Origin of the sequence: Amycolatopsis sp. NPDC098790, assembly GCF_044759945.1 — a bacterium.
Classification (GTDB): Bacteria; Actinomycetota; Actinomycetes; order Mycobacteriales; family Pseudonocardiaceae; genus Amycolatopsis.
Genome location: NZ_JBIWAI010000006.1, coordinates 187,390 through 211,491, shown reverse-complemented (window position 1 = coordinate 211,491; position 24,102 = coordinate 187,390). Strand labels below are relative to the sequence as shown.

Annotated in this window: 11 protein-coding genes; 5 read left to right on the top strand and 6 right to left on the bottom strand. The window is 73.3% G+C overall.

Going from position 1 to position 24,102, the window contains the following annotated elements:
- Positions 1 to 4: 4 nt before the first annotated feature.
- Together ACIQWX_RS38195 and ACIQWX_RS38190 are read right to left on the bottom strand one after the other, a co-directional pair.
- The gene (locus tag ACIQWX_RS38195) at positions 5 to 640 is read right to left on the bottom strand and encodes a GntR family transcriptional regulator (protein WP_400881819.1); all 636 of its coding nucleotides are present in this window, start codon (positions 638 to 640) and stop codon (positions 5 to 7) included.
- Positions 641 to 739: 99 nt separating this feature from the next.
- The gene (locus ACIQWX_RS38190) at positions 740 to 2,683 is read right to left on the bottom strand and encodes an NPCBM/NEW2 domain-containing protein (RefSeq protein ID WP_400881817.1); all 1,944 of its coding nucleotides are present in this window, start codon (positions 2,681 to 2,683) and stop codon (positions 740 to 742) included.
- A 237-nt stretch (positions 2,684 to 2,920) separates the two neighbouring features.
- On the opposite strand from ACIQWX_RS38190, the gene ACIQWX_RS38185 reads away from it, so the two are divergent.
- From ACIQWX_RS38185 to ACIQWX_RS38175, 3 genes are read left to right on the top strand one after another with little or no spacing between them, the layout of a single operon-like run.
- Positions 2,921 to 3,751 (top strand): ABC transporter ATP-binding protein, encoded by an 831-nt coding sequence (locus ACIQWX_RS38185; RefSeq protein WP_400881815.1) that lies wholly within the window; start codon positions 2,921 to 2,923, stop codon positions 3,749 to 3,751.
- 21 nt (positions 3,752 to 3,772) lie between these two features.
- The gene (locus ACIQWX_RS38180; protein WP_400881813.1) at positions 3,773 to 4,753 is read left to right on the top strand and encodes an ABC transporter substrate-binding protein; all 981 of its coding nucleotides are present in this window, start codon (positions 3,773 to 3,775) and stop codon (positions 4,751 to 4,753) included.
- Positions 4,754 to 4,755: 2 nt separating this feature from the next.
- Positions 4,756 to 6,834, top strand: coding sequence for an iron ABC transporter permease (locus ACIQWX_RS38175; RefSeq protein WP_400881811.1), 2,079 nt, complete (start codon positions 4,756 to 4,758; stop codon positions 6,832 to 6,834).
- A 337-nt stretch (positions 6,835 to 7,171) separates the two neighbouring features.
- Here the strand turns inward: ACIQWX_RS38175 and ACIQWX_RS38170 are convergent, their stop codons facing one another.
- Positions 7,172 to 7,918 carry an alpha/beta fold hydrolase gene (locus tag ACIQWX_RS38170; protein WP_400881809.1) on the bottom strand — a complete coding sequence of 249 codons (747 nt, stop codon included), beginning with the start codon at positions 7,916 to 7,918 and terminating at the stop codon, positions 7,172 to 7,174.
- Between the two features lie 53 nt (positions 7,919 to 7,971).
- Between ACIQWX_RS38170 and ACIQWX_RS38165 the strand changes: the two genes are divergently transcribed.
- Both ACIQWX_RS38165 and ACIQWX_RS38160 read left to right on the top strand, forming a co-directional pair.
- On the top strand, positions 7,972 to 8,634 hold the full coding sequence (locus ACIQWX_RS38165) for a GntR family transcriptional regulator (protein ID WP_400881807.1): 663 nt from the start codon (positions 7,972 to 7,974) through the stop codon (positions 8,632 to 8,634).
- A 97-nt stretch (positions 8,635 to 8,731) separates the two neighbouring features.
- Positions 8,732 to 9,073, top strand: coding sequence for a hypothetical protein (locus ACIQWX_RS38160; RefSeq protein ID WP_400881805.1), 342 nt, complete (start codon positions 8,732 to 8,734; stop codon positions 9,071 to 9,073).
- A gap of 23 nt (positions 9,074 to 9,096) precedes the next feature.
- On the opposite strand, the gene ACIQWX_RS38155 is transcribed toward ACIQWX_RS38160, so the two are convergent.
- The 3 genes from ACIQWX_RS38155 to ACIQWX_RS38145 form a co-directional block, all read right to left on the bottom strand.
- Positions 9,097 to 11,436, bottom strand: a complete 2,340-nt coding sequence (locus ACIQWX_RS38155) for a tetratricopeptide repeat protein (RefSeq protein ID WP_400881803.1) — start codon at positions 11,434 to 11,436, stop codon at positions 9,097 to 9,099.
- A gap of 108 nt (positions 11,437 to 11,544) precedes the next feature.
- Positions 11,545 to 17,241 carry an RHS repeat-associated core domain-containing protein gene (locus tag ACIQWX_RS38150; protein WP_400881801.1) on the bottom strand — a complete coding sequence of 1,899 codons (5,697 nt, stop codon included), beginning with the start codon at positions 17,239 to 17,241 and terminating at the stop codon, positions 11,545 to 11,547.
- Positions 17,242 to 17,251: 10 nt separating this feature from the next.
- Complete coding sequence (locus ACIQWX_RS38145; protein WP_400881799.1) at positions 17,252 to 23,881, bottom strand: LamG-like jellyroll fold domain-containing protein; 6,630 nt, start codon at positions 23,879 to 23,881, stop codon at positions 17,252 to 17,254.
- Positions 23,882 to 24,102 lie beyond the last annotated feature (221 nt).

The window sequence follows — 24,102 nt, the reverse complement described above, 5'->3', positions numbered from 1 at the left end:
GCCGTCAGCCGACCAGCCCGTCCACCGCGTGCTGCAGGTGCTCCCGCATCGCCGTCACCGCGCGCTCCTCGTCCCCCGAGCGCACCGCGTCCAGCAGCGCCCGGTGCTCCGCTGCCAAGTCGCCTGCCCCCGGGTAGGAGTCGCTGAGCTGGGCCAGGCAGAGCTGCATCTCCTCCTGCATCGCCGGGTAGATCCGGTCGAGCCGCGGACTCCCGGCGCAGCCGATCAACGCGACGTGGAACTTCGTGTGCGCGTCGACCCGGTCGCCCCAGCTCGCGGCCGGCGCCAGCGCCTCCATCGCGGCGAGACCGGCTTCGGCGGCCTCGAGCGGACGCCGCTGCGTGACGATCCGCCGGACCGCCTCCAGTTCGAGCGGGGTGCGGACGAAGAACAGGTCCCGCACGTCGTCCGGGGTGAACACCGGGACGCGCAGCGAACGCCCGGCCGACCGTTCGGCGAGGTTGCGGGCCAGGAGCTCCTGCAGGGCCGAGCGCACCGTCGGGCGCGCGACGCCGAACATGCTCGCCAAGCCGACTTCGGTGAGCGGCTCCCCCGGCTTCAGCTCGCCGCCGAGGATGTGGCGCCGGATCTCCTCGACGAGGGCGTCGCGCGTGCTGATGCCGCGCAAGGGCACGGTCACGCGATCCCCTTTCCGGTCACCGGGCCGAACAGGTCCCCAGTCTGGCACGGCCGCGGCACCCGTGAGTGGCGCGGCCGGGCCGCACCACCCACGAGCGGCTCAGCAGCTCAGGTACGGGGACAGCCAGTCGCCCCAGTCGCCGGCGGAGCCGTCGCTCGCGTCGTCCACCGCGAGCGCCAGCACCTGCACGCCCGTCACCGGCACGACGAGGTGCTGCGCGGCGTCGCCGTGCCGCAGGTCGCCGGTGGCCTCCAGTTCGACGCCGTCGCCGATGACGCGGAACCCGAGCGTCCCGTTGGGACCGCGGTCGTCGACGCCGACGGTCGCGGTGAACTGCTTGCACTTGCCGCCGAGGTAGTACCGCACGACCGACGGCGCGTGCGTGCCCAGCCCGCCGTGCGCGTCGGTCTTGCCGTTGACCATGAGCGGGTGGCCGTTGTCGACGCTGTCGCGCTCGACCGGGCCGAGGCCGTTCTCACTGGAGATCCACGGCTGCGTGTTGAGCAACCCGTTGGTGTACGGCGGGTTCGGCGCGAGCATGAGCGGCGCTTCGGCCGACGCGGTCGCGGTCCGCGCGCCCTGCGCGGTCGTGTACGTCACGGTGGCCGGCATCTTGAACGGCTGGGTCGCGGTCGAGACCGGGTGCAGCGTCACGGCGGTTTCCCACGTGGCACCGGGTTCGACGGTCGCGGTGGCCGCCTCGCCGGTGCCGTCCAGCTGCCAGTCCGCGGGCGCGGTGACCCGCAGCTGCGCGCCGGTGATGGGCGTCGAACCGGCGTTGGTGAACTTGACCGTGGCGGTGACCGGCTGGGACGGCGGCACGGAGTCGGGCAGGTCGACGGTCAGCGACGTCCGCGGCGCGGCGGCCGGGGCGGTGGGCCACACGCGCAGCACGGTGGCGGCGTGCCGCCCGACGGTCCCGCCGAGCGCGCCGGTCGTCTCGGTCTCGTCGCCGGTCCACAGGTCGCGCACGCGGTACCCGGCCGCGGCGGGCAGGCCGGCGTCGGCCACGGACGTCGTGATCGGCGCGGCCAGCTCGCCGCGGTTGAACAGCACCAGCACGGCCGAACCGTCGGACATCGGTTTCGTCCACACCTCGGTCCAGCCGGTGTCGCGGACCTTGTGCCCGCCGACGCCCGCCCAGTCCCGGTCGACGGCGATGATGTCGGGGTTGCCCATTTCGGCGGCCGGGAGCGTGACGTCGGCCGCGAGCGCCATGTCGGCCACCAGGGACGCGTTGAGCACGGCCCACAGCCCCAGTTTGGCCTGGCGCTCGGCGGTGTCGAGGTAGCTGAAGGTGAAGGAGCCCGGCATGTTCCAGCCGCCCGGGCCGTTGTAGCCGTCGAGGCCGTACTGCTTGTCGAGGCTGCCGGTCGAGTAGCCGAAGTTGAAGGTCGCGTTCTTGTAGGTGCGCCAGACCTGCGCGCCGGAGGCCCGTGCCCACAGCCACGGGCTCTGGTTGCGGTCGTAGTCGTCGACCTCGAGGGTGATCGGCCGGCCGGTGCGCTTGAGCGCGTCGGCCATCTTCTTCACGCGCGCGGGCGCGTCACCGTTGACGCTGTAACAGGTGTCGTAGCGCAGGTAGTCCGCTCCCCAGGCGGCGAAGGTCCGGGCGTCGAGGTCCTCGTGGTCGAGCGAGCCGGCCGCCGGGTAGGCGCTGCAGGTCTTCGCGCCGGTGCCGCTGTAGAACCCGATCTTGAGCCCGCGCTCGTGGATGTAGGCGACCAGCGCCGGGATGTCGGAGGAGAAGCTCGGGCGGGGCGCGAGCTTGCCGTCGGCGTCGCGCTGGGCCGCCTGCCAGCAGTCGCCGAGCATGACGTACTCGTAGCCGGCGTCCCGCAGCCCGGAGGAGACGAGCTGGTCGGCGGCGGCTTTCACGGCGTTCTCGCCGAGCTGGTAGAGGCAGTAGGGATCCCCGGTCGCCCAAGTGATCCCCAGCGGCGGCCTTTCGCCGGGAACCGGATCGGGTGCCGGATCGGCCCACGCGGGGACGGCGGTGGCGGTCAGGAAAAGAGCGCAGAGAAGTACCAGGAGCCGTCGCATTGTTCCCCCTCCGGGAAAAGCGGACAAGACTCCCAGGATTGCCCTGACCTGCGAGGGAGGTCAAGACGGGCAAAACTACCCTCTCCGGACGCAGGAGCAGGCCGGTGCACCGAGGGGGAGGGGTACACCGGCCTGCACCGGAGACGCTAGCCGCAGCGCGGCGTCTTCGCGCGTTGACGGGCCGGTGTGCTGTCCGCCACCTTGTTGGTTAGGTAAGCCTGACCTTATCGTTCTCGGGTGTCCGATACCGGTGTTCACGCCCGCGAGCTCGACGTCGCCTACGGCAGCGACGTCGTCGTGCGCGGCGCGTCCCTTTCCCTGACCGCCGGGAGCGTGACCGCGCTGATCGGCCCGAACGGCAGCGGGAAGTCGACGCTGCTGCGCGCGCTGGCGCGGCTGCACCCGCCGGTCGCCGGGGCGGTCACCTTCGCCGACGGTGCCGAGCTGCGGGCACTGTCCGGAAAGGACATCGCCAAGCGGATCACCCTGCTGTCGCAGCAGCGGACCGCACCCGGCGGGGTGAGCGTGCGGGAGCTGGTCGAGTTCGGCAGGCACCCGCACCGGTCCCGCTGGGGCGGCCGCGACCCCGAGGGTCCCGCCGCCGTCGAGCGGGCGCTGGCGCTGACCGGGCTGGCCGCCCTCGCCGACCGGCCGGTGCAGGCCCTCTCCGGCGGGCAGGCGCAGCGGGTGTGGCTCGCGAGCTGCCTGGCCCAGGACACCGCGCTGCTGCTGCTCGACGAGCCCACGACCTTCCTCGACCTGCGCTACCAGGTGGAGATCCTCGACGTCGTCCGCGACCTCGCCGACCGGCACGACGTCGGGGTCGGCGTGGTGCTGCACGACCTCGACCAGGCGGCGGCCGTCGCCGACCGGGTGCTGCTGCTGGAGGGCGGCCGGGTCACCGCCGACGGCTCCCCCGCCGACGTGCTGACCTCGGCGAACCTCAGCCGGGCCTACGGCATCCGCGTGGACGTCGCGCTCGACCCGGCCGACGGCCGGATCCACACCCGCGCGGTCGGCCGCTTCAACGACACCGCGGGCCGCCCCAGCGACACCGCTTCGGTCTGACCCATCGAAAACAGGAGAAACATGCGGATCACCCGGATGCTCCTCGGCCTGTCCGCGGCCGCCACGTTCTTCGTGGCCGCCTGCGGCACCACCGAGGAGCCCACCAGCAACGCGGCCGCCACGAGCGGCGCCGCCGGCCCGGTCACGGTCGTCGACTCGCGCGGCAAGGAGGTCAAGCTGCCCCACCCGGCCAAGCGCGTCGCGGCGACCGAGTGGAACGCCGTCGAGCACCTGGTCTCGCTCGGCGTCATGCCGGTCGGCGTGTCCGACATCAAGGGCTACGGCCAGTGGGTCAGCGCCGAGAAGCTCGACGGCACGCCGAAGGACATCGGCACCCGCGGCGAACCCAGCCTCGACACGCTGGGCTCGCTGGGCCTGGACCTCGTGGTCGTCACCGACAGCGTGACCGAAGGGGCGCTCGAGCAGATCGAGGCGAAGGTGCCGGTGATCGTCATCAACGGCGGAAACGCCAAGGACCCGATCGCCGGGATGTACGCCGGGCTGGACGTCATCGCGAAGGCCACCGGTACGGAAACCCAGGCTGCGCAACTGAAATCCGAGTTCGAGCAGAAGCTCGCCGCGGGCAAGTCCGAAGTGGACAAGCTCGGCGGCGCCGGCCAGAAGGTCGCCTTCTCCGACGCCTACGTCACTTCCGGCTCGGTCAGCATCCGGCCCTACACCAAGGGCGCGCTGGTGTCCGCGGTGTTCGCGCGGCTCGGCCTGGAAACCGCGTGGCCGATGGACGGCGACCCCACCTACGGGCTCGGCCAGGCCGATGTCGAGGGCCTGACCCAGCTGCCCGACGTGCGGTTCTGGTACATCGCCAACAACGCCGACGGCGACCCCTACCAGCAGGAGCTGGCCGGCAACGCGATCTGGAAGAACCTCCCGTTCGTCAAGAGCGGCAAGGTGCACCGCTTCCCGGACTCCCTGTGGATGTTCGGCGGGCCGAAGTCCATGGCGCAGTTCGTCGACGCGGCCGTCGCGGCGCTGAAGAACTAGCGGTGGTCACGCTCACCGAGCCGCCCGTGGCCGCCGTCCGGCGACACGGGCGGCTCGCCCTGCTGGGGGCCGGGCTCGCCGCTCTGCTCGTGCTGGGTTCGGCCGTGCACCTCACGCAGGGCACCGCGAACCTGGACGCGCTCGACGTGCTGCGGCTCGTGTTCGGCGGCGCGACCGGCGACACGACCGCCGTGGTCGTCGAGTCGCGGCTGCCACGGCTGCTCGCGGCGCTCGTCGTCGGAGCCGCGCTCGGCGTGGCCGGCGCGGTGCTGCAATCGGTGTCCCGCAACACTTTGGCGTCGCCGGACACCCTCGCGGTCAACGCCGGCGCGCACCTGGCGGTCGTCGCCGTCGCCGCGTTCGGCGTCTCGCTGCCGCTGCTCGGCGCGACCGGGGTCGCGTTCGCGGGCGGGCTCGCCGCGGCCGTGGTCGTGCTCGCGCTGGCCGGCACCGGCGGCACCGGGATCGTGCGGCTGGTGCTGGCGGGCACCGCGATCGCGCTGGCCCTGGTCTCGGTGACGCAGGTGCTGCTTCTGCTGTACGCCCAGGAAACCCGCGGCCTGTTCGCCTGGGGCGAGGGATCGCTGGAGCAGAACGGGCTTGCCGGGGTCCGCACGCTCGGCCCTATCGTCGGCGTCGCGGTGGCCGCGCTGCTCCTCATGGCGCGGCGGCTCGACCTGATCCACGTCGGCGACGACCACGCCAGGACGCTCGGCGTCCACATCGGACGGACGCGTGTCGCCGCGATCGGCTTGGCCGTGCTGCTGGCCGCGGCGGCGGTGACCCTGGCGGGCCCCATCGGGTTCGTCGGCCTCGCCGCGCCGGCGCTGGCCCGGCTGCTCGCGTCCGGCGTGCCGGGCCTGCACCGGCACGCGGCGCTGCTCCCGTTCTCGGCGGCGCTGGGCGCGGCGCTCCTGCTGGGCGCCGACGTCCTGCTCCGCACGATCATCAGCCCGCAACGCGCTCTGGAGGTGCCGACGGGCGTCGTGACGACGATCCTCGGCGCGCTGTTCCTCGTGGTCCTGGCCCGCGGTGCGCGCATCACCGCCGGGACCGCCGAGCCCCCGGCGGCCGGCGCGCGCGGCGGCGTCAGCGCGGTCCGGTACGGCGTCGTGCTGGGCGTGCTGGCGCTCGCGACGATCGGCGTGGCCGTGGGAGCGGTCCTGCTCGGGGACGCGAAACTGCTGCTGGGCGACGTCGTCAACTGGGTCACCGGCCAGGCGGGCCCGATCGTCTCCGGCGTGCTGGACACGCGCGTCCCCCGCGTGGTGGCCGCGCTGCTGGCGGGCGCGGCGCTGGCACTCGGCGGCGCGCTGACCCAGGCGGTCGCCCGCAACCCGCTGGCCGAACCGGGGATGATCGGCGTCGTCGGCGGCGCGGGCCTGGGCGCGGTCGCCGTGATCACGCTCGTGTCCGGCGTCGGGTTCTGGACGCTGACCGGGTCCGCGGGCCTGGGGGCCGCGCTGGCGATGGCGGTGGTCTTCGCCGTGGCCGCCCGCGGCGGGTTCACCAGCGAACGCCTGGTGCTGATCGGGTTCGGCGTGCACGCGGCGTCGCAGGCGCTGGTGACGCTGCTGATCACGCTGTCCGACCCGTGGAACGAGACCAAGGCACTGACCTGGCTGGGCGGTTCGACCTACGGCCGCACGTTCACGCACCTGCTGCCGATGGCGCTGGCGGTGCTGCTGGTGGCGCCGGTGCTGGTCCGCATGCGGCGCGAGCTCGACCTGCTGTCCCTGGACGACGAGACGCCCCGGGTGCTGGGCGTGCCGGTCGCGCGGTCGCGGTTGCTGCTGCTGTCGTGCGCGGTGTTGCTGACGGGCGCGGCGGTGGCGGGGATCGGCGTGCTGGGGTTCGTCGGGCTGGTCGCCCCGCACGCGGCCCGCGCGGTGGTGGGAAGCAGGCATTCCCGGTTGCTGCCGGCGGCGGCGTTGCTGGGCGCGATCCTGGTGTGCACGGCCGACGCGTTGGGCCGCACGGTGATCGCCCCGGGCCAGCTCCCGGCGGGCTTGATGACGGCGATCATCGGGGCGCCGTACTTCGTGTGGCTTCTCTACCGGCACCGCACGCGGGGCCGCTGACGCGGTCAGCGGACGGGGGCGGTCCGGGGCGGACGGCTCCCCCGCCGCCCCGCACGCGGGGACAAGCGTTCAGCCTGCGACCACCTCGTACAGGGTGGCGAGGACTCGCCGGGCATCGACCCCGGTCGGCGTAGCAAAACCCGCTGGCGGTCACCTCCCGCACCGCGCGAGCACGCCGCCGGGGCGGCCAGGCACCACCCCGGCCGGCGCGGCCCCGCCCGCCACCACGACAGCGCACTCAGGCAGCAGCGACCTCCCGCACCGCGCGAGCACGCCGCCGGGGCGGCCAGGCACCACCCCGGCCGGCGCGGCCTCACCCGCCACCACGACAGCGCCCTCAGGCGGCGACTACCTCGCGCACCGTGTCCAGGACTTCGTCCGGGTGATCCAGGTGGACGCTGTGCGTCGCGCCCGGCCAGCTGACCAAACGAGCGTCCAGCGCGGTCGCGAGGCGTTCGTGGGCTCGGCGGACCGCGTGGCCCGGTTTGCGGTCCGCCGTCACCACGACCGACGGGAGCCGGGGCAAGTCCGACTCATGCAAGGATCGCGACACCTCGGTCAGCCCGACCACCGCGCGGGCCAGCGTCGGGATGTCGAGGTTCGCCGTCCGGCGCAGTGCCGCCGCGCAGTCCGGGCGCAGGTCGCGTGCGCCGCGCAACGCTGCCGCGCGGAATCCCTTACCCAGCACGGCACCCAGCCCCGGCACGACCGACAGCCGGCCGAGCACGCGCGTCATGCGTTCGATGCGCGCGCAGAGCCGGGGATCGTTCACCGGGGTCGGGTCGAGCAGGACGAGTCCCGCAACCAGTTCGGGGTGAGCGCGGGCCAGCAGGACGCCGACCGCGCCGCCGAGGCTCTGCCCGACCACCACGACCGGGCCGGCGTCCAGCCGCTCGAGGAACGACCCGAGGTGCGCCGCGGCGCCGGCCAGTGAGCCGTCCTCTGTGGACGTTCCGGTCCCCGGCCGGTCGTACTGGATCACGCGCACGCCGGGTAGGCCCTCGACCAGGCCGGGGAAGAAGCCGGCACAGCTCTCGGCGCCGCCGGGCAGCAGCAACACGGGTGGTGCTCCGTCGATCTCCATGCCACATTGTGACACAATCTGACTCGATCGTGTGTGACAAGAAGGAGGCCACGGTGGCGCCAGCGGCACCCGAGCGGATCGCCGAGGTGGTGCGCGGCGAGCTGCTGGACGGCGTGCACCCGGTCGGCACCCGCTTCCGCGAGGAAGAGCTGGCGGTCCGCTTCGACGTCGGCAGGCACACGGTCCGCTCGGCCCTGCGCCTGCTGACCGACCGCGGCCTGGTGGTCCACGAACGCCACCGCGGCGCGGTCGTCGCGCCGCTGAGCCGGGCGCGCATCGACGAGGTTTTCGACTACCGCAAGGTCCTCGAGCTGGGTGCGCTGCGCATGGCCCTGGCCCGGGACGCGGACCTGACCCCGGTCCTCACCGAAGTGGAGCGTCTCGAGGAAATGGCTGAGCAGAAGCCGTCGTGGCGGCAGCTGACCGAGACCCACGGCGCGATCCACCGGGCGATCGTCGCGGCGGCGGGCAACGAGCATCTCCTGGACAGCTACCGCCGCTGCGAGGACGAGCTCAGGCTGCTGCTGGCGTTCGTCCGCCCGGACTTCGACGCGGTGAGCATGGCGGCGATCCACCGCCGGCTGGTCACCAAGCTGAGCGCCGGCGGCAAAGCGGCGACGGACGCGCTGACCGAGGACATCGACCACACGGGCCGGGCGGCGCTGCTGACGGCGTTGCACCGGGCGGAGGACAGCGCTCACCGCCTGGGCCGCTGACCGTTCCCGGCGAACTTCCGGTGAACAAGCCCGCGCGCCCGTGGATTGCCGGTTTACCCTCCGGCTCCGAGCCTTCAAAAGGGAGGAAGTGGCGCCCATGGCAGAAATCCGGCCGGACCGGCCCCGGGGCATCGGGTTCGCGGTCACCAGCTGGTTTCTCGCGATCGCCGGCGGCGTCGTCGCGTTCGTGTTCGGCTCCGCCGCCGCGCGGAGCACGGATTCGTGCCGTCCGGACGAGACGGTCTTCCCGTGCACCGAAACCGGCCGCGACGTCGTCTTCTGGCTGCCTCCGGTCGGCTGGCTCGCCGCGATCCTGCTCGCCTGCGTGCTCGGGTCGGCGCTCTCCCGCCGCGGCCGCCCCCGGTGGCCGGCCGTCGCTGCCGGGGTAGTGGGCTACGCGGTCGTCATGGCGGCCGGCTGGCTCGTCGCGGTGCGCTGAGCCGGTCACCGGAGCCGGTGGCATCAGGTGTTGCGCTGGATGATCTCCGGGGTGCGCGGGATCTCCTGCCGGCGCAACGAATCCGCCTGACTCGCCGTCAACGCCCCGATGTCCTGGAGGATCGCGATCGAACGCTGCCAGCTGGTCCGGGCCTCGGCGTGGTCCCCGAGTGCGGTGCGCGTCAGGCCGAGCGCCCACAGGAACTCGGCCTGCTGGCGGCGGTGCCCGGTTTCGCCGGCGACGGCGAGGGCCTGCCGCTGGTAGCCGACGGCCGTCTCGTGGCGGCCGCCCCGGTGGTGCGCCCAGCCCAGGTTGCCCAGCGCGCTGGCGATGCCGATGTGGTTCCCGATCTCGCGGTACACGCCGGCCGACTCCTCGTGGTGGACGACGGCCTCGTCGAACCGCCGGAGGCGCTGGAAGACGATGCCGAGCATGTTCAGCGCGCGTGCCTCGCGATCCCGGTCGCCGACCTTCCGGCTGAGGGCCAGGCCTTCCTGGTGGCTCGCGACCGCTTCCTCCAGCCGTCCCTGGTCGAGGTAGGCCTCGCCGAGCCAGATGTGGTACGCGGCCTCGCCCCGCCGGTCGCCCAGCTCGCGGTAGATGCCCAGAGCCTGCTGCGCCGCGGCGATCATGTCGTCGGTGCGGCCGCTCACGAGGTTCACCAGGGCCAGGTCCTCGTAGGCGACCGCCTCGCCGCGGCGGTCGCCGATGCGGTGCGCGACCCGGGCGGCCAGGCCGCGCAGCGCCAGCAGGTCCGGCCAGTAGCCGCGGGCGTTGAAGGGCCGCTGGAGGGCGGCGGTGAGCCGCACGGCCCGCTCGGCGGTTTCGGGTGGCCCGGCGGCGGCTCGGGTGGCGACGGCGACCAGGTTGGCGTGTTCGGCGTCGGTCCACCCCGGGATGTCGGCGGGCCCGGACAGGGTGAAGCCGCCGTGCGGGCCCGGGTCGGAGTCGTCGCCGACGTGCTTGGCCTCCCGGTTGATGAGCAACGTCGCACGCGTCGCGGCGGAGACGTAGCAGTCGAGCGCGCGCCGGAAGGCCGCCTCGCGTTCGGCCGCGGTTTCGTCGAGCCGGGCTTGCTCGCGCGCGTAGAGGTGGAGCAGGTCGTGGGTGTGGTAGCGGCCCGGCTCGGCGCAGTCCAGCAGCCGCGCGTCCAGCAGGTTCTCGAGGGCGAGGACGGCCTCGGTCTGCGGCCGGTCGAGCAGCGCCGCGGCGACCGGCACGCTCATGTCCACCCAGTCCAGCACGCCCAGGAGCCGGAACAGGCGGGCGGCCTGCCGGTCCGCCGGGTCGGCGCCGGTCGTGAGGGCGTGGTAGGTGATCGCGAAGCTGGCTCGCACCGCCCGCTCGCCGACCCGCAGCTCGTCCAGCCGGCGGGTCTCGTCGGCCAGCCACTCGGCCAGCGCGGCGACCGGCCACGCCGGGCGCGCGGCCAGCCGCGCCGCGGCGATCCGCACCGCCAGCGGCAGCCGCGAACACAGCCCGACGAGGGTGCGCGCGGCATCGGGCTCGGCGTCCACCCGGTCCGGGCCGACCAGGCGGCGCAGCAGGTCCAGCGCCTCCGGCTCGGGCATGATGTCGAGCTGCACGTGCGCGGCACTGTCCAAAGTGGCCAGTGTGGTCCGGCTGGTGACCACCACGAGGTTGCGCGGGCCGGCCGGCAGCAACGGGGTCACCTGCTCGGCGCTGCGCGCGTTGTCGAGCATCACGAGCATGCGCTTTCCCGCCATCACCGACCGGTACAGGGCGGCCAGCTCCTGTTCGTCGGCGGGCAGGTGGTCCGGCGGCACGCCCAGGCTGCGCAGCATCCGCCCGAGCGCTTCGACGGCGGTCATCGGCGGAGCGGCCGAGTAGCCGCGCAGGTCGAGGTGGAGCTGCCCGTCCGGGAAACGCGCGGCGACCCGGTGCCCGAAGTGCACGGCGAGCGCGGTCTTCCCGACGCCGGCGGTCCCGGCGACGGCGGTGATCAGCACCGGCCCGGCTCCGTCGAGCTCCCCCAGCGCCGACTCCAGCGCCGCGAGCTCCGCGTTCCGCCCGGTGAACCCGCGCACGTCGGGAGGCAGCTGCGCGGGCATCGGCGTCCCGGACGGCGGTTCGGGCTCCCGAGGGCCGTTCGCGCGAGCGGCCCAGGCCCGCTCCCACAGGGCGGCGATCGCGTGGCCGTCGGCTTCGCACGCGTCGGCGATGGCGAGCACGACGTGCCTCGGGGGGAAGACCTTGCCGTTGAGGTAGCGCTCCAGCGACGACCGGCTGCACCAGGCTTTGGTGGCCAAGCGGGCGAGACTGAGGCCGGCCCGGTCCTTCACCAGTCTCAGTTCGCGGGCCAGGACTTCCGCCGGTGCCCGCTCGACCTCCTCGACGTCCACGACCTGCTCCCCCAGCGTCGCAGTGATAGTCCCTCCACTATCGCAAGCGACCGGGCCCGCCGTCCATCACGCCGAGACCTCCCCGAGACCGAACAGCCATACCGCGGCTCACCAGCCGAAGATGGACAGGCCCGCGTCGATCGACGATTCGACGATGTCGGAGCCGGAGATCTCACCGTCCTCGGCCTTCTCCCTGATGCTGTCGTGGGCGGTGGCCTGGACCCTGATGCCGATGTCGAAAAAGCGGCTGTCCACCAAGTTCCCGGGCTGGAAGCCGTTCTCGACCGTGTTGCCGACGGCGTCGATGACCGGGTCGGCCACCTCGGCGACCCAACCGCCGACGGTGTTCCCGACGTAAGCACCAACGCCCCCGCCGATCGCCATGCCGATGGGCGACCCGAACATGCCGTACGGTGCCCCCAACAGTCCTCCGGCACCGCCGCCGAGGATGGCGCCGCCCCAGGAGAAGACAGTCTCGATGCCGGCCTTGATCCCCGCCGCCACCGGGCGGTCACCCTTGGCGCGGTAGTCCGCGTAGGACAGACCGAATCCCAAGAGCGCGCTCAGCCGCCCCAGGCTTGCCATCCACTTGCTGTCGATGATGTCGAGCAGCTTGCTGTACCACCGGTTGTTCCACTGGAACTCTTGATAGGCGCGGAACAACCCCATGTCGGCAATCTGCTTCTCGAACAAGCGTGGTTTGAGACTCTCCATCACGGCGCCCAGGATGTCGTTGAACTTCTTGGGGACGGCGAACACGGTGTCGGCAGGGAGGATCTTGCCGGTGCCGTTGGGCTTGCCGCGCGGCGTGTACGGTTTCGACTTCGGGTTGTTCTGCTTGTTCATCAACGCTTTGGAATCGACGTAGCCGCAGTTGTCGCACTCCGAGGTGAACAGGCCGGACGCGTCCTGGAACGTGACCGGGCTGTTGTTGCTGTAGGCGTACCCGTTCATCTGTTGCGGGTCTTCCTGGTCCATGACCGGGTCGACCGAGAGGAACCGGCCCAGTTCCGGGTCGTACTCCCGGGCCCCCAGGTGCGTCAACCCGGTCGACGCGTCCGAAGCGCCGCCGACGAAGCCGCGTTCGCCCGGCCAGCTCGACGGTGCGGCACCGCGGGGTGTGCCGAACGGGGTCTGGCGGCGCTGGGTGACCTGCTGGGTGCCCGCGTCGATCGCGATCTGCGCGGTGCCCTGGTGGTCCGACGCGAGCCACGTCAGCTTGGCGCCCTGGCGGATCGCGATCGGCGCTCCCCCGAGCTGGTAGTAACGCGTGCACGTCGCCGTCCCGGCCGCCAGCCGGACCTCCTGGTTGCCCAGGTACAGCGTGATGCCCGACGGGTCGCGCTTGAGCAGCCGGTCGCCGGCCGCGGAGTACACGAACGACGTCTTCTTGCCGTCCTTCGTGACCGACTCGAGCTGCCCCTCCGCGGTCCAGGTCAGGGTTTCCCCGGCGGCCGCGCGGGTGCGCCCGGTGGTGTTGCCGCCGTCGTCGTAGGTGAACTGCCGCGGCTGGCCGTTCGCGGCCGTGGTGGCCACCGACGACACCGCGTGCGGCCGCGCCTGCGTGGGCGCCGGGTAGGTGAACGTGTCGGTCGTGTCACCCGTGGTGGCGTGCTGGGTGGCGGTCCGCCGGTTGCCGGCGGTGTCGTAGGTGAAGCTCTGCCAGTACGGCGCCGGGCCGCCCAACGCGCCGGAGGAAGGCTGGGCGGCGCAGTCGCCGGTCGGCGTCCACGCTTCGGTGAGCCGGCGCAGGTTGTCGTAGCGGAAGCACTGCGTGTCGGCGGTGAACCGGTCGGCGACGGACGTGAGGTTGCCGATCGGGTCGTAGGTGTGGTTCACGTCGGCTTGCATCGGCCGCGGCACCTCGGCGTCCACGACCGTGCGGGACAGCCGGCGCGTGTTTTCCTCGTAGTACTGCGACGACCACGCCCGTTTGGTGCCGGTGCCGAGCTGCAGCCGCTGCACCTCGCCGTAGCGGGTGTACGACACGTCGGTAGCCAGCTCGACCGTGCCGTTGTAGGCGCCCGAACTGGACAACGGCCGCGCCCAGTCGTCGAGCCGGTAGTCGACGGTCTCCGCGGGCAGCCCGCCGGCGGCCGGGTACGACTCGCCGGACAGGCTGCCGTCCCAGCCGTAGCCGAAGTTCGCCGTGTAGGTGCCGGCGATCGGCTCGAGCTCCCGGTCGGCCGCCGGGATGGTCACCGACGTCTCGGTGGGCTGGTACAGCGGCGTGTAGTTGAAAACACTGCTGGTGTAGGCCCGGCCGTCGGCGAACCGGGTCGCCGTCGCCTGCTGCCCCTTCCCGTTGAAGGCCGTGTCGTACGTCCACCCGGCGAGCTGCGTGCCGCCCACCTGGCCGAGGTACGTGCCGGTCTTCCGGTTCAGCGCGTCGTAGGAGTACGCGAGGGTGATCCCGCGGCCGTCCTTCGTCGACGTCGGCCGGTCGGCGTTGTCGTACGTCGTTTCCGAGACGCCGGTGTCCGGGTCCTCGGCCCGGACACCGCGGCCGCGCAGGTCGTACCCGAACCGCCAGCCCGTGCCGGCCGCGTCGGTCACCGCGGCCAGCTGCCCGGCCTTGGTGTAGCCGTAGGTGGTCGCCGTGAACGGCCCCGTCGGCGTGGGGGCCTGGTACTGGCGCTGCTCGACGGTCTGGCCGCGGGCGTCGGTGATGGTCGTGGTGGCGGTGCCGCCCTGCGGCGGAGTGACGTCGACGCGGTCGCCGCCGTAGGCCGTGGTGGTCCGCCACTCGACCGGGCCGCCCCGGAACACCTCGGCCACCGGCCGGCCGGCGCCGTCGTACTCCGTGGTGGTCACGCCGGGGACGTCGACGTCGCTGGGGAGCACCAGCGTCGTGTCGGCCGGGGCGTCGTTGAAGTACGGCTGCGTCTTCTTGTACGCACGGCCGTGCGAGTCGTAGCGGGTGTCGGCCAGCAGCCGGCCGCCCCCGGCCGCGGCGCTCTGGACCTGGCGGGTCCGCAGCTGCCCGTCGTAGAGCTCGGTGCTGCTCGTGTACACCCCGTTGGGGCCGATCCGGGTGGTGGTCACCGCGGGCGCGCGGTCGGTGCGCACGTCGTAGGCGAACTTCAGGTTGCCCTGCGGGTACTTGGCCCGCGGCCGGTTCGGCAGCCACACCTCGGTCTTGCGGCCGAGCGCGTCGTAGGTCGTCTCGGTCGTGCGGTTGTTGGGGTCGACCACCTTCGTGGGCAGGCCGGACGCGGGGTCCAGCGTGCTGGTCGTGACCAGGCCGGCCGGCACCGCGGGCACCGGCGGGGTGGTCGTGGTGGTGCGCGTGACCGGGCCGCCGAGCGCCGGCGTGAACGCCACCTTGGTGACGGCGCCCAGCGGATCGGTCGTCTCGGTCGGCCGGCCGTGCTTGTCGTAGGCGGTCGTGGCGGTGGTGACGTACTCGGGACCGGTGGCCGGGCGCGCGGCGGCGACCTCGGTCCGCGTCGGGTTCCCGGCGACGGGCGCCTCGCCGGGCGCCTTGCCGTCGTAGGAGATCCGGCTGTCGCCGAGTGCGTCCGCCGGGAACACCGGGGTCCGCGTGCAGGCGACCGACACGGTTTCCACGCGGGACGCGAAGTTCAGCAGCCACCTGCCCTCGTCCCGGGCGTAGGTGGTGCGGGTGCAGCGGTCGTCGTCCGGGGTGTCGATGTCGCCGAGGTCGTCGACCTGCGTCGGCAGGCCGCGCCCGTCGTAGGCCGTCTCGGTTTTCGTCGTCCGCCGGCCGCCGGCGCGCAACGCCGTGTACTCGCGCTGGACGCCGGTGCGGACGAGGTAGGCCTTGAACGCCGCGCGCGTCGCGGTCGGGCCCTGCACGGCCGGGTCGACGATCGACTTGGCCACCAGCGGCGGGTCGGGCTCCGACGACGGCTTCTCGCGGTCGAACGTCAAGGTCTCGTAGCCGAATCCGGCGAGCCAGTCGGAGTCGGTCCGGTCGGCGCCTTCGGTGGCCGGCACGGTGACGGCGCGGGTGCCGCCGCCGGGCAGCCGGTCGCCGTCCATGCCGCGGTAGGACCGTTGCTCGGTCATGGTCTTCGGGCCGTCGTCGCCGGTGCCGGTCCGGGTGCGGGTCCGGGCGAAGCCGCGGAACTCGTTCCAGGTCTTCTCGTCGTCGTCCGTGAACTCCGAGGTATCCCAGTGCCACGCGGCGCCGCCAAGGTACTCGTAGCTCGTCACGGCCGGGATCGACCCGGCGACCCCGTCGTGGGTGGTCACCGACGAGACCACGTACTTGTGGAAGTAGTCGGTGCGCTCCGGCGCTCCCTTGGGCCGCCACCGCACCGGGAAGCACCGGAGGGTGTTGGACTCGGCGTTCGCCGGCATGTGCGTCCCGAAGACGCAGTCGGGTTCGGCGTAGCCGACGGACGTGACGCCGCCGGTTTCGGAGACGACCGCGTTCATCCGGAACCGGATCAGCGCGGCGTAGCCGTCCGTGCCGTGCACGCGGTTCGGCTTGCGGGCGCCGTCGAACGTGACCTCGGGGAGCGGGAGCTCGCTCCCGGCGAGGCCGGTGTGCGTGATCCCCTTGAGCCACAACGCCGGTTTCTCGCCGTCACCGGGGTCGGGCAGCTCGTGGCGCAACGTCCACGAGTCGACCGGCGCGTACGTACTCCCGGCCCGCACCTTGGTGGTGATCCGGAACAGCTGCTTGGTGCTCCAGAACGTGGGCGACCACTTGTCCACACAGGACCCGCCGTCGCACTTCAGGTCCAGCGGGACGTCGGGCAGGTTCAGCGGTTTCGCGAGCGTGCAGTCCGACCCCGGCACGCAGCGGTCGGTCACCTCGAAGTCGACCTGCGCGGTCGCCGGGACCGACGCGTCGTCGGCCCGCAGCCCGTACCGCACCTGCTCCAGCCAGCCGCCGCGCACGTAGGACGCGGCACTGCTGTTCTTGTTCTTGCCGTAGAAGTTGGTCTCGGTCTGGTAGGTGAACAGCACCATGTTGCCGTTGCGGTCGACGACCTTGTCGAGGTTCCACCGGTAGCCCTGGACGCACGCCGAGGCGGCGAACGTGGCGCCGTGGCAGGGCTCGTTCGCGTCGTCGCCGAAGACCGGCGCGGTCCACGTCGAACGGGCCGCCGGCACCGAGCCGAAGAAGTACTGCATCCCCTCGACGGTCGTGACCTTCCACGACTCGCCGTCGTCGTCGCCGTTGCCCGGCGTGGTGAGCCGCTCGATCCGCGAGCCGTCGTCCGACTTCGGCCGCCAGACCCCGGTCGCGTCGTCCCGGATGAGCTGGCTTCCGCTGCCGCTGAGCGACATCGTCGCGTTGTCGGTGTGCCAGCACAGGTCGCCTGGCGGTTCCGCGCCACCCACGTCGTCGGCGCAGCTGCGGTAGGTGCGCTCGATGAAGCCCGGCCAGAGGGTCCAGCCGTCGCCGACCCAGGACGCCTGGTTGTTGGTCGAGCTGGTCAGCCCGTCGACGGCGCCGGAGGAGTACGACAGGGCGAGGTTCGGCTGCAGCCCGCCCGGGGCGGGCGGGGTCCGCAGCGGGTACGACCAGCTGAAGTCGCCGGTCTGCCCGGACACCTGCCAGGTGGCCGACGGCGACAGCGACGTCGCCGCGTAGTCTCCGCCGCCCGGCGAGCCGGCCCGGCCCGCGGTCTGGTCGCCGTGCATCCCGCGCGGGGTCGTCTCGTCGGCGGACGGCGGGTTCCCGTGGCCCGCCGGGGTCACCGGCACGGACGGCACGTCCGGCAGCGGCACCGACGGGCCGCCGGCGGCGAGTGCGGCCGCCGGTGCCTGCACGAGCGTCGCGGCGAGGGCGACGGACATCACCAAGGCCTTGGTCCTGGTACGCATGGCTTTCCCCCTACCGGGCGCTCGGGTCGGGCAACGGGCTCTCGGCCAGCGCGTAGCCGAGCCGTGCTTCGACGGTGCGTCCCTCACAAGTTTCGCTGCGGGACAGGAACTTCTGCCCGTTGACCGCGCACCGGTACAACGCGGTCGTGTCCACATCGGACGGTGGCGACGTCCACACGTATCCCAGAGGAGCCAGCACCTGCTTGCCTTCGCAGGCCGGGTCCGCGGAGGTGAACTCGTCGCCGCCGTCCCGGCAGCTCGTCAGCTGCTGGGTCCCCTCCTGCGGCACCTGCGGGAGCCAGCCGAGCGTGCCCTCGTACCGGTAGGACGGTTCGGTCCCGTGCACCGTGGACCAGTGGTCGACGCGGGTCACGCTGTAGTAGCGCGCCAGCGGCGCGTAGGCCACGGTGTACCCCAGGAGGACCGATCCGGCGCAGTCCGCCGTGCTGTCGTAGCGATCGGTGCCCGCCGTGCAGCGGTAGACCGGGGTCCCCGGTGCCGCCGGCGGCGGGTCGGCGTAGACGCGGCCCACCTCGCCGATCGGCGTCGCTCCTTCGCAAGCCGCGTCGACCGACGTGAACTCGTCCGTGCCGGACGTGCAGGCGTACAGCGGACGCGTACCCGGCTCGGCCGGTGCCGGCAGCATGCCCAGCGCCTTCTCGAACCGGTAGCCCGCCGGCGCCGGTGCACTCGTGCTCGCGGTGTAGTGGTCGCCCGAAGCGTTGACGAAGCTGCCGAGCACGCCACGCGGCGGGGCCGGCCACCCCGCCCGGCGCGCGATCTCGTCGGCGGCGACGACGCCCTGGTCCATCCGGACCTCGTCGATCAGACCGGTGAAGAACTCCGCGGGCTGCCCGTCGAGCTTGCCCCGGCCGATCGTCAACCCGCCGGTTGCCGGCCACAGCGCACCGATGTTCTTGGTCGCGGCCAGTTGCCCGTCGACGTACAGCCGCAGCTGCCGCCCGGCGCTGTCGTAGACCCCGGCCAGGTGCACCCACTCCGAAAGCCGGACCGGCTGGGCCGCCTCCGCGGCCACCCGCGCCGAACCGTCGCTGTCGGCGACCCGGGCGCCGAAGCTCCAGCGGTTGGTCTCGGGCCGGTACTGCAGCGTGAACCCGCTCATCCGCGAGCCGTCCTGGCCGGCCACCGTGGCGACGCGCTGGTTGCCGGTCGGCTTCGCCCACGCCGACACCGTGAAGCTGTCCCGCATGGTGACGCCGTTCTTCGTCGTGGTCGCGGCCCCGGAAACGCCGTCGAGCCGGAGGGCGCGGCCGGCGATGCCCGGGGCGAACGAGGTCCCGGTCGCGGTGAGCGTGGCGTGGTTGGCGCGTGCGGAAGTGTCGTCGGCGGTGTCCCTGTCGAAGTGCCACGAGCCGAGTTCGGCGGTCGGGACGTCGTCGTGCACCCGGCGCACCTCCCCGTCGGAGAGGGCCTTGCCGAAGGCCCGGACGTCGTCGATCCCGCGGGCGACGAAGCCCATGTTCGCGCCGTTCCACTTGCCGCGGCCGATGGTGAACGGCCCGTTCGCGGCGAGCAGCGTGACGCCGAGCTTGGTCGCGGACAGCACGCCGTTGACGTACAGCGTCAGCTGGTGGGCCTCGGCGCGGTAGACGACCGCCAGGTGGGTCCAGTCCCCCAGGCCCGCGGTTTCGGTGGACCACAGGACCGCCGGGGCCGCCGGGTCCGTCGTCGGGGTCACCACGGCCCACCGGCTGGTGTCCGGGTTGTACACGACCTGGAAGGAGCTGGCCGCGCCGGCGGTCGCCTCCTGCCCGAACACCGTCCGGTTGCCGCCGCCCGACGTCGTCAGGTAGGTCCACGCGGTCACCGAGAAGTCCCCGGCGGTGTCCACCACCGGCCCGGCGGTCTCGGCGTAGCCGGACGTGCCGTCGAACCAGCCGGCGTACCCCGCGCGGCCGGGGATCCAGCCGCCGCCACCCCGCATCGCGGCGGTCAGCCCGCGGCCGCTGGCGTCCGCGACCGCCGAGCCGGTGTTCTCGTCGAACTTCCAGTGCCCCGCGTCGGCCGGCGGCAACGTCGGCGGCGCGGCCGGCGCCGGGAACGACCGGTACAGCGCCTCGACGCGGTCCTTGGTGAACGGCCCGGTGTAGAGCCGGACCTCGTCGACCCCGCCGGGCCAGTACGCGGTGGCGGTGCCGTTCGCCTTGCCGCGCCCGATCTGCAGGCCGCCCGTTCCCTGCCACGGCGTGCTGAGCGTGCCGTCGTCGATCCGGTTCCCGTTGACGTAGAGCCAGATCTTCCGGGTGGGCGCGTCGTACACGCCGACGAGGTGCACCCAGGCCCCGATTTCGCTGGGCAGCACCGAAACCGCCGCCTCGGTCACCGTGCCGTCCGGCTCGGGCAGCTCGAACACCCAGTGCCCGCGCGGATCCAGGTCGGTGTCGACCTCGTGCCCGAGCCGGAACTTGCTCGCCGCGCCGCCGTCTTCGCTGACGGCGACGTAGCTGCAGGCCGTCGCGCAGTCGCGGCGTTCGAGGTACACCCACGACGCGACCGTGAAGCTGGTGTCCGTGCGCAGGTCCACGCCGGTGGTGCCGACGGCGTCGTCGACCCCGTCCAGCTTGACCGAGTTGCCGACCCGCCCGGCGGCGAACGCGGCGCCCCCGGTGAGGGTGCCGCCGCGGGAGCCGACGGAGTCGGCCGCGCCGGTGCCCGCGGTTTCGTCGAGCTGCCAGTTGTGCACCAGGCTCAGGTCGCGCCCGGCCATCGCCCGGATCTCGTCCACGGCCAGCGGTCTGCTGTGGACGGACACGTCGTCGATCGCGCCGGCGAAGGGCTCGCCCGCCTTCGACCGCCCGATCCGCATCCCGCCGGTGGCGTTGAAGCCGAGCAGGCGCGCCTTGCTCGCGACGAGCACGCCGTTGACGTAGAGCTCGAGCTGCCTGCTGTCGGCGCGGTAGACGCCGACGAGGTGGGTCCACGCCCCGGGCTGGACCGCGGTGCCGACGGCCTCGTCGAGGCCCGCGGTGGCCGTGTCCCGCTGGTGGGCGCCGAACGACCAGAGGTTGCCCGCGGTCGCGCGCAGCACGAACCCGCTGGTGGCGGTGCCGTCTTCCGACACCACGGTGCCCGTCTGGCCGGTCCGGTCCACCCGCGCCCACGCGCTGACCGAGAACCCGCGGTCGGTGTCGACGGCGTGCGGCGCGGACAGGGACGCGCCGTCACCGGTGAGCCGCAGCGCGAGGTCGGCCGGGTCCGGCGCGGACGCCTGGCCGGCGGCCCAGTCCGGGGCACCGGTGAGCTGGCCGTGGTGCCCCGCACCCGAGGAGTCCTGGGCGTTGCCGTCCAGCTTCCAGGTCCCGGCCGTGACGTCGCTGCCGGACACCAGGCCGCCGATCTCCTCGGCGGAGATCGCCCGGTTGTACACCCGGACCTCGTCGATCGTGCCGTCGAGGTGGTGCCCGAGGACGCCGTTCAGCCGCTCCCGGCCGATCTGCAGCGGGCCGGTCGCCTGCCAGGACGTCGCACGGGCCGCTTCGCCGGCCGGCACGCCGTCCACGTACAGGCGGACCTTCCCGGCGGCTGCGTCGTACACGCCCGCGAGGTGCGTCCAGGTGCCCGGCACCGGAGCCGCGGCCGAGACCACGAAGTCGAAGCCGCTAGGTGGCGAGCCGTCGTCGCGGGGCAGCACGAACACCCACCGGTCGGATTCCTTCTGGTACTGCAGGCAGAACCCGCAGATGTGCTGACCGTCCTGGCTGAGCACTGTGTAGGTGGCGCCGGTCTGGTCCAGCTTCACCCACGCGGCGACCGAGAAGCTCTGGTCGGTGCGGACGACCGGCGCGTTGGTCGTCGCGGCGCCGTCGACGCCGTCGAGCTCGACCGCGCCCTTCACCGCGCCGGTGCCGGTGAACTTCGCCCCGCCGGTGAGCACGGCCGCGGCGCCGCCGTCGACCGAGTTGCGCGCGGTGCGGCCCGGGTCGCCCGCGGTGTCGGCGGCTTCGTCGAACCGCCAGTACGCGGCCTGCACGTCGCTGCCGCGCACCATCGCGGCGAGTTCCGCCTCCGGGACCGCGCGGTCGTAGAGCTGCACCTCGTCCACGGCGCCGAGCCAGTGGTTGGCCCACGCCTTGTTCCACAGCCCGTTGCCGACGTGGACGTCGCCGGACGCGCTCCAGGACGACTTGTACGCCTTGGTCGCCGAGAGCGTTCCGTTGACGTAGAGCCGCATCTGGCCGCGTGCCGCGTCGTAGACGCCGGCGAGGTGCGTCCACGTCCCGGTCGGTGCCGCCTGCGCCGAGAACGTGGTCGCCACGGCGGGCAGGGGATCGTCGGTCGTCGGCAGGTAGAAGTACCAATGGCCGCCGTCGTCGGCCCGGTAGCCGAGCTGGAACGCGCTGGTGTTCGTGCCCGCCTCGCTGACCGCGGTGTGGTCGCGCACCACCTGGTCGAGCCGGACCCACGCCGACGCCGTGAAGCTGGTGTCCGTGCGCACCGCGTTCGGCGCGGTCACCGTGCCGCCGTAGTCGAACCGCACCGCGGTGCCCACCGCGCCGGGGACGTAGCTGCCGGGACCGTTCAGCGTGCCGTGCCGGTCACCGAGGAACGCCGTGTCCCGCGCGTTGCCCTCGAACGAGTACTGGGCCAGCGCGCCGTTGCCGGCCCGCACGTAGAACCGGTACTCCCGGGTCGGGCTCTGGTTCCCGGCCCGGTCGGCGGCGCGCACGTACAGCGTGCGCGGGCCGTCGCCGGGCGGGGTCAGGACGGCCGTGGCGCCACCGCCCAGCCCGCCGGCCGCGTCGACCTTGTTCGCCGGTGGGTCCTGCCAGCCCCACAGGTAGTGGTCGACGTCGTTCACCTCGTTGGTCGCGGTGTCCGGGTTCGCGGTGAACATGAACGTGTCCGGGACGTCGACCCCGCCGTGCCACCGGTCGTCCGCGCGGTACAGCGCCGCCGACACCTGCGGTGCCAGCCGGGGTGCCTTCTGGTCGACGACGAACTTCGGCCCGGGCACCACCGGGCTGTTCAGCGCGCCGTCGGCACCCTGCATCTCCCACGTCACCGTGGTGCCGTCGGCGACGGTGCGGGTGTCGAGGGCCGTCGCGAACCGGGTCCCGGCGGCCTGGGTCAGGCTCCGCGACTCGAGCGCCGGCTTGCGGATGCCCCACCAGCCGGTGACCTGCCCGCCGTCCGGGTCGGCCACGGTTCCCTTCAGCGTCAACGTCGTCGGGCCCGCGTAGGGCACGCCGCCGCACCACCGGCACGCGGCGAGCGCGGGCTCGGTCCCGACGTCGGACACCGCCGGCGCCCGGTTGTACGTGATCGCCAGCTTCGGGTAGGTGCCGTTCTGCACGTAGAACCGCTTCCAGCCGCCGTCCCCGCCCTCGTCGTTCGCGCGCAGCCCCAGCGTCACCGTGTTCGCCCCGGCGTTCGCCGAAACCTGCACGCCGGCGCGGGCGTCCATGCCCACCCAGTCCGGCGCGCAGTACCCCGCCTTCGGCACCGAACGAACCGAGGACAGCGCCTCGCGCCACGCCATCGGGTGGTTCCAGGTCGTGCCCGGGCCGATCGGGTCGGTCCGGTACAGCACCATGGGGTCGACCGCGTTCGGGTCGCACGTGTTCGCGTACTTCCACACCTGGTAGATCTGGAACGTCGCGGAGACGATCACCGCGCCGCGGACCGGCGTGGTGTCGAACTGGAACACCGACTGGTCGAGGTAGGCCGCGGGCCAGCCCGGCGCGTGCCCGACGCGGGCCACCCCGGCGTACCGCTCGTCGTCGTCGCGCGGCTGCAGGTTCCAGTGCGACTGGTCGGGGAAGGCCCGCCGCAGCAGCGTCCAGGACGAGCCGGCGTTCGGCGCGTGGTAGCTGTACTGCGGGTCGATCACGACGGGGAACCGCACCGCCGGATCGGCCAGCATCGCCGGGTCGGGCACCAGCGTCACCGAGCCGTCGGCGACCTCGACCTTGACCGGCCGCTCGGTGCGCGGCGCGTCGCCGGCCGGGCTGTCCCACATGGTCGGTGCCTTGGCCGAGAACACCACGGCACCACTCGCGTCGGTCGCCGCCAGGTTGCCCGCGGCGTCCGCGGCGAGGCGCACCCCCTGCGCCTGCAGGCCGAACGTGATCCGGGCGAGCGCCGGGTTGGCCGCGGCCGCCCGGTCGCGCACGACGAGCTCGTGGCCGAACCCCTGATCGGTCGTGCGCACCCGCAGGTCCACGCCCGGCAGCACGTCCCGGTAGGTGGCGGTCTCCCCCGCCACGGACGGGGCAGGCAGGGCCTGGGGCCAGGACAGCCCGAGCCCGGTCTCGCCGGCCCCGATCCGCACGAACGCGCCCGGGCCGCCGTCGGACACCGACAGCCGCGGGGTCGTCGCCCGGGTCTCCCAGGCGCCGCCGGCCCCGCGGGTCAACGTCGGGTCGACCGGCACCCACCCCGCGCCCCGCCGCACCCGGACCGGCCCGGTCGACTGCTCGAGGGTCCACGTCCCGTCGGGGTTGGCAAACGTGCTCGCCGACTCCGCGCGCAGGTCCGCCGCTTCCACCCGCGTCCCCTGGCGCTGCGCGGCGGCCATGGCCGACACCTCGTCCGCCGCCTCGGTCACCGGGCGCCACCCCCGCGCCCCCGGTGACCACGACGACGCCGAAACGACCACGGCCGCCAGGAGCGCGAGCACCACCAGCACCCCGAGGCCCCGCCGGGACCGTCTCGAAGAGCCGAAAGCGTGCCGCCAGCCCATGGATCCCATCGCGAGCCTCCCCAGTGCGTCGGTCACAGGGGCTGGTCACGACGGATCCCCGGGTCCGTCCCCGCGCTGCCCCCATCCCGCCCGGCGACAGCGCCGCCGGTCAGGTACCGCAGGCTCACCGACGCGCGGCCACCGCGTCCAGACCTACG